At 70.5% G+C, this 11667-nt stretch carries 9 protein-coding genes; 3 read left to right on the plus strand and 6 right to left on the minus strand.

From position 1 onward, the window contains the following. Positions 1-121 precede the first annotated feature (121 nt). Together pknB and LCL61_RS36315 are read left to right on the plus strand one after the other, a co-directional pair. The gene (pknB, locus tag LCL61_RS36310; protein WP_340683921.1) at positions 122-2176 is read left to right on the plus strand and encodes a Stk1 family PASTA domain-containing Ser/Thr kinase; all 2055 of its coding nucleotides are present in this window, start codon (positions 122-124) and stop codon (positions 2174-2176) included. 129 nt (positions 2177-2305) lie between these two features. Then, positions 2306-3097: a hypothetical protein gene (locus LCL61_RS36315; protein ID WP_340683922.1), complete on the plus strand. Its 792-nt coding sequence runs from the start codon at positions 2306-2308 to the stop codon at positions 3095-3097. A 674-nt stretch (positions 3098-3771) separates the two neighbouring features. Here the strand turns inward: LCL61_RS36315 and LCL61_RS36320 are convergent. After that, positions 3772-4605 carry an NAD(P)H-binding protein gene (locus LCL61_RS36320; RefSeq protein ID WP_340683923.1) on the minus strand — a complete coding sequence of 278 codons (834 nt, stop codon included), beginning with the start codon at positions 4603-4605 and terminating at the stop codon, positions 3772-3774. Positions 4606-4700: 95 nt separating this feature from the next. Here LCL61_RS36320 and LCL61_RS36325 point away from each other — a divergent pair, with 95 nt between their 5' ends. Then, positions 4701-5450, plus strand: coding sequence for a TetR/AcrR family transcriptional regulator (locus LCL61_RS36325; protein WP_340683924.1), 750 nt, complete (start codon positions 4701-4703; stop codon positions 5448-5450). A 15-nt stretch (positions 5451-5465) separates the two neighbouring features. Here LCL61_RS36325 and LCL61_RS36330 read toward each other — a convergent pair whose 3' ends face one another. The 5 genes from LCL61_RS36330 to murD are packed head-to-tail and all read right to left on the minus strand — an operon-like array spanning position 5466 to position 11666. After that, complete coding sequence (locus tag LCL61_RS36330; RefSeq protein ID WP_340683925.1) at positions 5466-6269, minus strand: cell division protein FtsQ/DivIB; 804 nt, start codon at positions 6267-6269, stop codon at positions 5466-5468. A gap of 2 nt (positions 6270-6271) precedes the next feature. Then, the gene (gene murC, locus LCL61_RS36335) at positions 6272-7681 is read right to left on the minus strand and encodes a UDP-N-acetylmuramate--L-alanine ligase (protein WP_340683926.1); all 1410 of its coding nucleotides are present in this window, start codon (positions 7679-7681) and stop codon (positions 6272-6274) included. After that, positions 7674-8801: an undecaprenyldiphospho-muramoylpentapeptide beta-N-acetylglucosaminyltransferase gene (murG, locus tag LCL61_RS36340; RefSeq protein ID WP_340683927.1), complete on the minus strand. Its 1128-nt coding sequence runs from the start codon at positions 8799-8801 to the stop codon at positions 7674-7676. The genes murC and murG overlap by 8 nt, the downstream gene beginning before the upstream one ends. Beyond that, on the minus strand, positions 8798-10276 hold the full coding sequence (gene ftsW, locus LCL61_RS36345; protein ID WP_340683928.1) for a putative lipid II flippase FtsW: 1479 nt from the start codon (positions 10274-10276) through the stop codon (positions 8798-8800). Before ftsW ends, murG begins: the two co-directional genes overlap by 4 nt. Then, complete coding sequence (gene murD / locus LCL61_RS36350; protein WP_340683929.1) at positions 10263-11666, minus strand: UDP-N-acetylmuramoyl-L-alanine--D-glutamate ligase; 1404 nt, start codon at positions 11664-11666, stop codon at positions 10263-10265. The genes ftsW and murD overlap by 14 nt, the downstream gene beginning before the upstream one ends. Position 11667 lies beyond the last annotated feature (1 nt).

The following is an 11667-nucleotide window of genomic DNA, read 5'->3' on the forward strand; positions in this document are numbered from 1 at the left end:
TGACGGAGAGTGCCCGACCGGTCACGTATACCGCCGATTCGACGAAATGGCGGGAATCGTGATCCTCGGCGAGCCAGGTCCCGTACACCAGAACATGGGTACTTCCGTACGATCCATAGCCGTGACACGCACGGACCCCACGCTGGTGGGCACTCTGCTCGAGGGCCGCTACCGGGTGGACAAGCTGCTCGCACGCGGTGGGATGTCGTCGGTGTACCGCGGCGTCGACACCCGCCTGGACCGCCAGGTCGCCATCAAGATCATGGACCCGCGGTTCGCCGACGACAGGTCGTTCGTCGAGCGTTTCGAGCGGGAGGCCAGGTCAGCGGCCCGGCTGCATCATCCACACGTGGTGGCGGTGCACGACCAGGGTTTCGACACCCCCGGCGGCGAGGAGTCCGGCCGCGCGTTCTTGGTCATGGAACTCGTCGACGGCGGGACCCTGCGTGAACTGCTCGCCGAACACGGTCCACTGGACGTCGCGCTCGCGCTGAGCATCATCGAACCGGTGCTCTCCGCGCTGGCCGCGGCGCACGCCGCGGGGCTGGTGCACCGCGACGTCAAACCGGAGAACGTGCTCATCGGCCGCGGCGGCACGGCGCTTTCGGGCGGCGTGGTCAAGGTGGGCGACTTCGGCCTGGTCCGCGCGATCGCGAGCGCGGGCACCACGAGTTCGAGCGTCATCCTCGGCACCGTCGCCTACGTGTCCCCCGAGCAGGTCGCGACCGGCGCGACCACCTCGCGCGGCGACGTCTACTCGGCCGGGATCCTGCTGTACGAAATGCTCACCGGACGTCCGCCGTACACCGGCGACACAGCTCTCTCGGTGGCGTACCGGCACGTCAACGACGACGTCCCGCGCCCGAGCGAGCTGCGGCCGGGCATCCCGCCGCTGCTCGACGAACTGATCCTGCGCGCCACGCGCCGCGACCCCGAGCAGCGTCCGGCCGACGCCGCGGCGTTCCTCGCCGAGCTGAACCACCTGCGTACCGTCCTCGGCGTCCCGGCCGTCCCGGTGCCCGTGCCGCTGCCCGCCGACGCCGACCGGGAGACCGACGCCGAACGCACGACTCCCGGCATCCCCGCCGTCCCGGCGGCGAACCCGGCCCTGGCGACGACGGTGCTGACCCCGGTCGCCGAGGCGACCATGCCGGTCACCGGCCCGCGCGGAACGCAGGCACTGCACCGTGAGCCGCAGATCCCCGCCGCCCAGCCACCCCGCACGCCTCCCCCACGGCCTCAACCGGCCGCCGACGACGAGCAGCCGGGGTCGCGCAAGCGCCTCTACGTCATGGTCGCCGCCGCTGTGCTGGTTCTCGGCGGCCTGATCGGCGCGTTCGCCTTCATCCTCAACGACACCGGGCCGAGCTCGTCGTCCGTGCCGAAACTTGCGGGGATGAACCAGGCCGCCGCCGGGGACGCGCTCCGCTCGGCGAAGCTGACCCCGGCCTACACCGAGGAGTACAGCGACACCGCCGCCCAGCACACGGTGATCCGGTCCGACCCCGCGGAAGGCACGTCGCTCGCGCCGGGCTCCACGGTCAACGTCGTGCTGTCGAAGGGCCGCCCGATCGTGCCGGACATCCAGGCCGGCACGAGCCCGCAGGACGCGGAGACGGCGATCAAGGCCGCGCAGCTGACCCCGGTCCAGGGCGAGCAGGAGTACAGCGACGTCGCCAAGAACAAGGTGATCCGCGTCGACCCGAGCCCCGGTTCGCAGCTGAACATCGGTGGGCAGGTCACGATCATCCTGTCGAAGGGCCCCGAGCCGCTGCCGCCGGTCCCGGACGTCACCGGGCAGAGCAAGGAAGCCGCGTTCCAGATCCTGCAGCAGGCGGGCTTCCAGCCGTTCCAGGCCGGCGAGGAGTTCTCCGACCAGTTCGCCGCCGGTCAGGTGGTCCGCACCGACCCGAAGGGCGGCGGCAAGGCGAGCAACCGCCGCATCGGGGTGTTCGTTTCGAACGCCGTCGAAGTACCGAACGTGACGTTCAAGCGGATGGAGGAGGCGTTCCAGATCCTGCGACAGGCAGGGCTGGAGCCCGACCGTCAGGGTCGCGGAAACGGCAACGGCAACGGCGGCGGAAACGGCGGTTTCGACTTCGTCCTGGAGCAGGATCCGCAGCCGGGCACCAAGGTGCCGAAGGGCACGAAAGTGAAGGTCAAGGGCTTCGGGTGACGCGAAAGGTGCGGTGAAACCGTTCAGTACCGGCGTGGTCATCGGCTACCGTGAGCGCATGGTGGTCGTCGACGGCGTGAGCGGCAGGTCGGACAGGTTCACCCCGCGTGCTGCCGCGCCCGGTCCACGATGAGCTTCTTCACGGACGCCCCGCGCAGCCGCCCCCTGTTCCCGGTGCCGGAACAGGAACTGTTCGGCTACAACGGCCGCCCCTGGGTGGAGCCGCCGCACGAGTACATCGTCCCGGCGATCCTGCCCTGGTCGATGCCGCTGGGCCGCGCCGAGCGGACCATCGTGGCGCTGCGCGGTATCGAGGTGTGGCCGGAGTCGGTGTCCTTCCAGCTGTCGGTGTACTCGCGTGATCTGCTGCTGGACGAACCCGGCGAAGGCCTGATCGACCATCGCCGGGTCCCGGACTACAACGCGCTGCTGGTCGGAGTGCTCTTCCCCGACGGCAGGCGCGCCAGTTCGGAGACCATCTCCGTGCCGTCGGCCACCAAACCGGACCAGCCGGTGCTGCGCGCGCAGGGGCTGGGCGGTTCGGCGTTCCACGTCGACCACGAGATCTTCCTGTGGCCGCTGCCGCCCGACGGGCCGCTGGAGCTCATCGTCCAATGGCTCGACCGCGACATCGAGGAGACGCACACCTCTCTCGACGGCACCGCGATCCGCGACGCCGCCAAGGAGGCGGGCGAGATCTGGCCAGGCCTGCCCGCACGGGAGGCGCACGGACTGCCGGTCCGCCGGGTCGGAGCACAGGCGATGATCACCCCGGCCTGGCCCCGCGAATCACAGGCCCCGCCGCCCTTGCCGCAGCCGCAGCGGCCGTCCTCGCCGCCCGCCGACGCGACCGCCCCGGCGGCGGATCAGCCGCGGCGTGGTGCGCCACTGCCGACCCGCCTCCCCCGCCGGGCTCGCTGAGGACCGGTAAGGCTGTTGCGATCACCCGCCCGGACCGTCATCGGCGCAGCGGGTCTTGAGTGGCGATTCGGGTTATCGAGGGGTAATCAAATGCGGCGTGACCGACCTCTGCGGTGAAGGACCCCTTCGCTGGCTCCGAGGCAGTGGAGGCCCGCGCGGTGTGGTTCTGGACTGGCCGACGGGAGCCGGCCGTACCCTGAGTGTCCACAAAGAACACTTTTCACTGACTCGATGTTCGATCGATGCCCGGATGGGCGATTCACCAGGGGCCGAAGGCGCCCCTTCGTCACATCAGACACAGCGAAGGGAGCCTTCACCCCACCTGCCAACCTCACCCAAGATCAACTTGAGCTACGTGACATAGGGTTGTCTCGATAGTGTCCCTTGTGGACAGTCAGGAAGGGGCGGGGCAATTGTGGCGTGTCCGCGAGGGCCTTTTTGCTTACCCTGACAGTAGTGAAGGAGACCCTCGCCACCCCGGTTCAGTGCTCCCGATGTGGCACTGGAGGCGTTGAGCGTCCCCAATGCCACATCGGGAACACCGCAGCCCCAACGTCGAACCCTGATGCCCCGAACGGCCCCTTTGAGACCTTCACCGTCTCAAAGGGCCCCTTCAGGACACGCCACCTTTGCCCTTACCCCTCCAGACAACCCGAACCGCCACTCACGACCATTCAGCGGAACGCTTCGACGTTCGTCACCGCCCACTCCGCATAGGTGACGCCGGGCCGTCCGGTGAGTTCCTGGACTACCCCCGTCGGCTTGTCGGGGTTCTCCGTGAAGTACGCGAAGCCGTCGAGGAGCCATTCGGCGATCTCCGCCGGGATCCCGGCGGCGGCCCACTGCTTGTTCGCCTCTTCCCGGGTCAGCTCCTGGAAGACCACCTCTTCGCCCAGCGCGGCCGAGATGGCGGCGACCTGTTCGCGCTGGCTGATCGCCTCCGGACCGCTCAGGGTGTGCTTCTTGCCGACGTGCCCGTCGGTCAGGATGACGTGCGCCGCGACGGCGGCGATGTCCGCGAGGTCGATCGGCGTCATCCGCGATTCGGGGTAGGCCTCGCGGACCACGCGCTCGGCCTTGATCGTCCCGGCCCAGCCGAGGGTGTTGTTCATGAACGCGCCCGGCCGCAGGAACGTCCAGTCGAAGCCCGCCTCCCGGACGGCCTTCTCGATGATCGCGTAGTCCACGCCGCTCGAATTCTCCACCGGGTCGTCGGCGTTGCTGCCGGACAGCGCCACCACCCGGCGTACTCCGGCGTCCTTCGCCAGCTTCACGAAGTCGTCCACCTTGGCCGCGAGCGGCGCCAGGTACACGGTCTCGATACCTTTCAAGGCTTCCGGCAAGGTCTCCGGCTTGCCCAGGTACCCCTTGGCGACCTCCACCTGCTCGGGCAACGCCGCCTTCACCGGGTTGACGGTCAGCGCCCGCACCGGCGCCCCGGCCTCCACCAGCTCGTCGACGAGCAGCCTGCCGACGCTTCCGGTCGCACCGGTCACCAGAATCGTCACGATTCCCCACTCCTTTTCGTACGCCCTACGGGATAATTTTAACCGTACCGCATACGAGAATGTAGAATCCAGCTTCACGGCCGAGTGGAGTGTGGATGGACTTCGAGCGCAGCCTCGAACTGTTGTGGCGTGACCGCGGCGAAGCCCGGCAGCCGACCAGGGGGCGGAAGCCGAAACTGACCCTCGACCAGGTGATCGACACCGCCGTCGCGCTCGCCGACGGCGCGGGCGAGGCAACCGTGTCGATGAGCCAGATCGCCAAGGAACTCGGCGCGGGCACGATGACGCTCTACACCTACGTCCCCGGCAAGACGGAACTGCTCGACCTCATGGTGGACTCGGTGCTCGCCGAACGGGACCTCCCCGGCCCCGGCGATCCGCGGCCGGACGGCTGGCGCGAGCAGGTGCGGCTCTACGCCGAGCGCACACTGGCCGTGTTCCGGGCGCATCCGTGGCTGCGCTCGACGTCGATGGTGCGGCCGGTGCTCGGCCCCGGCCTGATGGCGGGCCAGGAGTACCTGATCGCGGCGGTGTCGGACATCGGGCTGGAGCCGCGCAACACGGCCGCGGCCGCGAACAGCATCGAGATCTACGTGCAGGCCAACGCGACGCTGTTCGCCGAGACCGCGCAGGTCGAACAGGAGACCGGGCAGTCGACCGACGCCTGGTGGGGGCAGCGGTCGGTCTTCTGGGAGAAGTACTTCGACGTGGAACGCCATCCGGCGATGACGCGGATCTGGGAAAGCGGCGGTTACGACGCGGACACTTGCGAGGCCGCCGATGAGACCTTCGCGTTCGGCCTGGAACGCCTGCTGGACGGCATCGAAGCCCTCGTCACCCGTTGAGCGCCCCGCGTTTCGTCAGGAGACGGTGGGCAGATCGGGGGCCGAGACGTCGAAGACCTTCCCCTCGCGGGTGAGCAGCGCCGCCAGGACCTTCGCCTTGCGTTCGGTGTCGGCCGAGGTCCCCCACCGCACCGTCTTTCCGTCGGCCAGCGCGAACTCGACGCTGCCGGGGGTCTTCGCCGTCGCGGTGGTGACCTGCTTGAGCAGCTGCTGCGGGATCACGCCGAGGACGCCGGTCACCGCGCGGGTCACCGGGTCGTCGGCCGACACCGACGGCAGCTTCAGCTCGGGCAGCCCGGCGGGCCGCTCCTTGACGGTCTTGAACACCACTCCCCCGCCGTCGACGAGGTGCACGCCGTCGCCGCCGGGCCCGCTGTCGAAGAACGCGATCGCGGTACGTTCGGTGACGGTGATTTCGAGGGTGCTCGGCCAGGATCGCGAGACGTCGACGGTCGCGATACCGGGCATCTGCGCCACCCGGTCGCGGATCTCGTCGGTGTCCAGGCGCAGCATCGGCTTCTGGTCCGGCACCGCCGCCGTGGCGCGGACCTGGTCCGCGGGCACCGAACTCGCCCCGACGACATCGACCTGCTGCACGCCCAGCATCGAGCTGAACCACAGCAGGTAGACGAGGGCGACGACGGTCAGCACCGACAGCAGCGCGACCCAGCGGCGCCGCATCTCCTTGTGCCTGGCGGGCCGGGCGGTGCGGCGGCGGTCGTACACGGACCGCCTGCCCCGCCGGGCCTTCGCGCGTTGCGCGCTGCTCGGACGCCGACCGGGTTCGGCCGGGCGGCGGCGTTCCCCGGTCTGCGTCATGGCTAGCCCGCCCGCCGGTCCAGTTCGGCCAGGATCTCCGGGCCGAGCTGCGTGACGTCGCCGGCGCCCATGGTCACCAGCAGGTCGCCGGGTTTGACCAGATCCGCCGCGAGCTTCGCCGCGACGTCGAACGCGGGCTGGTAGTGCACGGGGACACCGGAGATCTGGTCGGCGATGAGCGCACCGCTCACGCCGGGCTCCGGCTTCTCGCGCGCCCCGAAGACGTCCAGCACGACGACCTCGTCGGCCAGCGACAGCGCGGCCGCGAACTCCTTCGAGAACGTCTTCGTGCGCGAGTACAGATGCGGCTGGAAGACCACGACGACCCGGCCCGGGCCCGCGGCGGTCCGCACCGCGCGCAGCTGCGCGTCGACCTCGGTCGGGTGGTGCGCGTAGTCGTCGTACACGCGGACGTCGCCCGAGCGGCCCTTGAACTCGAACCGCCGCCGGACGCCGCCGAACGCGGCGAGCCCTTCGGCGAGGCCTTCGACCGGCGCGCCGAGCTCGATCCCGGCCAGTAGCGCGGCGATCGCGTTCAGCGCCATGTGCTCGCCCGGCACCGCGACCCGCAGGACGATTTCCTCGCCCCGCAAGGAGATCCGGACGACGCCGCCGTCGGGGGCAGGCACGTAGTCCAGCACCTTGGCGTCCTCGGCGCCGGTGACCGAACGTCCGTAGCGACGAACGCGGATGCCCTGCTCCGAGGCCCGCGCGCCCAGCTTCTCGGCGCCCTCGTCGTCACCGCAGACGATGAGCAGCCCGCCCGGCACGATCCGGCCGAGGAAGTCGGTGAACACCGAGACGTACGCCTCGGCCGTGCCGTGGTGGTCCAGGTGGTCCGGCTCGACGTTGGTCACCACGGCGACCGACGGCGAGTAGGCCAGGAACGACCCGTCGCTCTCGTCGGCCTCGGCGACGAAGATCCCGCCCTCGCCGTGGTGCGCGTTGGCACCCGACTCGTTCAGGTCGCCGCCGATGGCGAACGACGGGTCGAGGCGGCACTGCTGCAGCGCGACGGTCAGCATCGACGTCGTCGACGTCTTGCCGTGCGTCCCGGCGATGCAGGCGACACGGTGCCCCTCCATCAGCCCGGCCAGCGCCTCGGCACGGTGCAGCACGGTGATCCCGCGTTCCCGCGCGGCCACGAGTTCCGGGTTGTCGTCCTTGATCGCGGTCGACACGATCACCGAGGACGGGCCTTCGGGGAACGCGTCGAGGTTCTCGGCGCGCTGGCCGACGGCGATCTCGGCGCCCTGGGCACGCAGCGAAAGGAACGCGCGCGACTCCTTGGCGTCGGATCCGGATACCTGGGCACCGCGGGCCAGCAGGATCCGCGCGATGCCGCTCATCCCGGCGCCGCCGATCCCGACCAGGTGGGCACGCCTGAGCGTGTCGGGGAGATTGTCAGGCACCTGCGGCCTCCAGCACGATCTTGGCAAGGGTCTCGTCGGCCTCGCGGTGGCCGAGGCCGACCGCGGCCGCACTCATCTTCGCGACCCTGTCGGCGTCGGACACCAGCGGGATCACCAGCTCCGCGACCTTGGCGGGGGTGAGGTCGGCGTCGTCGACCATCAGCCCGGCACCCGCTTCGACCGCGGGCCGGGCGTTGACCGCCTGTTCGCCGTTGCCGTAAGGCAACGGGACGAACACCGCGGGCAGGCCGACGGCGGACACCTCGGCCACGGTCATCGCGCCGGAGCGGCACAGCACCGCGTCGGCGGCGGCGTAGGCCAGGTCCATGCGCTCCAGATAGGGCACCGGGACGTACGCGGGCCTTCCGGGGAACTCCTGGACGACCAGCGTGTTCTTCGGCCCGTGGGCGTGCAGCACGCCGACGCCGGCGTCCGCGAACTCCTTGGCCGCGCCGGAGACCGCGCCGTTGATCGACACCGCCCCCTGCGAGCCGCCGAAGACCAGCAGGGTCGGGGCGTCGGGGTCGAGCCCGAAGTGCTCACGGGCTTCGGCGCGCAGCGCGGCCCTGTCGAGCGAGGTGATGGAGCGCCGCAGCGGGATGCCGATGACCTCGGCCTTCGCCAGCGGCGTCCCCGGGACGGCGACGGCGACGCGGACGGCGAACCGCGCGCCGACCTTGTTCGCCAGTCCCGGCTTCTCGTTGGCCTCGTGCACCACGATCGGCGTGCGGCCGCGCGCGGCGAGGTACGCCGGGAGCGCGACGTAACCGCCGAAGCCGACGACGACGTCCGCGCCGACCCGGTCCAGGACCTCACGGGTGCGCTTGACCGCGTCGCGGACCTTCAGCGGCATCTTCAGCAGTTCGGGTGTCGGTTTGCGCGGCATCGGCACCGGCGGGATCAGCTCCAGCGGGTAGCCCCGCGCCGGGACGAGCTTGTTCTCCAGCCCGCGCTCGGTCCCGAGCGCGATCACCTTCGCGTCGGGACGCAGGCGCATCACCGCGTCGGCGAGGGCGAGTGCCGGTTCGATATGCCCTGCGGTACCACCGCCGGCGACCACGACCACCGGTGCCTTGCCGGCGACCTCGCCTGCGGCACCACCTCTGACGGGGTTGTTCACCTATGACCTCTCCGGTTTGCGGTACCCCGTTTCGCGGTACCGCGGTTCGCCGCCGTTCGCGCGGCCGTCCTTCTGCCGGGTTCCCGTACCGACCGGCGCCGCTCCTGTGCGGGCGAAGGCCTCGCCGTCCTCGGCGCGGGCCTCGCCGCCTTGGCGGCGCCTCCCCTGGCCGCGGTGCCCTTGCGCTTGGCGGGCGGGCGGTACGGCTCGGGCGCGGGAAGCCTCAGCAGGCGTCCGAATTTACCCGGCCCCTGGGAGCGCAGTGCGGCCACCGCCTCCGGTTCGTGCCGGGCGGCGTTGGCGAGGATCCCCATGATGAGCATGGTGATCACCAGCGACGTACCGCCGTAGGAGATCAACGGCAGCGTGACCCCGGTGACCGGCAGCAGGCCGACCACGTAGCCGATGTTGATTCCCGCCTGCGCGACCAGGAAGACGGTCAGCGTGCCGGACACGATGCGGATCCACGGATCGAGGTTGCGGGTGGCGATCCGCAGGCCCACGACGGCGACCCCGGCGAACAGCCCGAGCACCACCACGCAGCCGATGAAGCCGAGTTCCTCGCCGATCAGGGCGAAGATGAAGTCGTTCTGCACGTTGGGCAGGTAGCCCCAGTTGGACTGGCCCTGGCCGAGGCCCTTGCCGAACATCCCGCCGTCGGCGAGCGCGAGTTTCGCCTGGTTGGCCTGGAAACCGTCCGCGCTGGTGTCCGGGTCGCCGGAGACGAACGACATGACCCGCGCCAGCCGGTACGGGGCGATGATCGCCAGCACCAGGATCCCGGCGAGGCCACCCGCGAGGATGACCCCGAACAGTCGTTTCGGCGCGCCCGCGAACCACAGCAGGGCCATCAGCACGACCGCGAGGGTGATCGTGCCGCCGAGGTCGGGCTGCATCATGACCAGCGCGAACATCAGCAGCGCGATCGGCACGACCGGGACAAGCAGATGCCGCCACTGGTTGATGATGTTGTACTTGATCACCAGGATGTGCGCGCCCCAGAAGGCCAGCGCGACCTTCGCCGCCTCGACCGGTTGGAAGGCGAACCCCCCGAGGCGGAACCAGCCCTGCGAGCCGTTGACCTCGGATCCGAGCGGCGTCAGCACGAGCACGAGCAGTCCGAGGCACACCACGGTCGCCGTCGCCGACAGCCGCCGGACGCGTTCCAGCGGCACCCGCAGTCCGATCCAGAACACCACGGCGCCGATCGCGACGAACATGAGGTGCTTGCTGAACTGGGCGTACACGCCGGTGCCGGTCTTGGGGTTGTACGAAGCGACCGACGAGGCGGACAGCACCATCACGATGCCGATCACGGTCAGCACGCCGGTGAGCGCCAGGACCAGGTGGAACGAGGCGAGCGGCCGCGAAAGCCAGGCCGTCAGCGCGGTGCGGAAGGCGACGAACGGGCTTTCCTTGCGTTGCCTGCGCTTGCGCGGCGCGGTCTCGCGCTTTCTCTCCTCAACCGCCGTCACTGGTCTCCCCCGCACCGTCGCGCAGGACACGGACCGCACGCGCGAACGCGTCACCGCGCTCGCCGTAGGAGCGGTACATGTCCAACGACGCCGCGGCGGGGGCCAGCAGCACCACATCTCCAGGGCGCGCCAGGGCTCGGGCCGCCTTCACCGCCGCAGTCATGGTGTCATCGTCACCCGAAGGGAGGCTGTTCACCGGGACATCCGGCGCGTGTCGCGCGACAGCGGCGGCGATCACGGGTGAATCGACGCCGAACAGCACGACGCCGCGCAGCCGCCCGGCGATCGAGCCGACGAGTTCGTCCACGGAAGCGCCCTTGAGCTGGCCACCGGCGATCCAGACGACGTTCAGATGGGCGCGCAGCGAACCGCTCGCCGCGTGCGGGTTGGTCGCCTTGGAGTCGTTGATGTACCGGACGCCGTCGATCTCGCCGATCTCCTCGGCGCGATGCGGGGCCGGCCGATACTCGCGCAGGCCCTTGGCGACGTCCTCGCCGGTGACGCCGTACGCGCGGGCCAGCGCCGCCGCGGCGAGCGCGTTCGAGACGTTGTGCGGGCCGGCGGGACGCACGTCGGCCAGGGTGCCGAGCTCGTCGGCGCTGGTCGCCGGGTCGGCGACGAAGGCGCGGTCGACCAGCAGGTCTTCCACGATCCCGAGTTCACCGGGGCGCGGGGTGTCCATGCCGAAGGCGACGCGGCGGGCATCCGCGGGCGCGTGCTCGTCGGCGAGCCGGGCGGACCACGGCTCGTGAAGGTTGTGCACCACGGTCCGGGAATGGGTGTGGACCCGTCCCTTCGCGGCCGCGTATTCCTCCATCGAGCCGTGCCAGTCGAGATGATCCTCGGCCAGGTTCAGCACCACCGAGGCGAGCGGCGCCAGCGTCGACGACCAGTGCAGCTGGAAGCTCGACAGTTCCACGGCGAGCACCTCGTGCCCGGCCCGCACCGCGTCGAGTACCGCGAAACCGACGTTCCCGCAGGCCACGGCGTCGACCCCGGCGGAACGCAGGATCGACTCCAGCATCCCGACCGTGGTGGTCTTGCCGTTGGTCCCGGTGATCGCGAGCCACACCGGCGGCCTGTCGCGCAGCTGCCCGACGCGCCACGCCAGCTCGACGTCGCCGATCACCTCGATCCCCGCCTCGTCCGCCGCCACCAACAGCGGCGATGTCGGCTTCCAGCCGGGGCTGGTCACGACCAGCTCGACATCTTCGGGCGGCTCCGTCAGGCCCGGCACCAGTTCCGCGCCGAGCCCTTCGAGCTCCGCCAGCCGTTCGGCGTTGCCGTCGGTGACGGTGATCCGTGCGCCCAGGTCCGCCAGGACGGGGACGATGGACTTGCCGGTGACCCCGGCTCCGGCGACGAGGACGTGACGCCCGGCCAGTTCCACT

It is taken from the genome of Amycolatopsis coloradensis (genome assembly GCF_037997115.1).
Lineage (GTDB): Bacteria > Actinomycetota > Actinomycetes > Mycobacteriales > Pseudonocardiaceae > Amycolatopsis > Amycolatopsis coloradensis_A.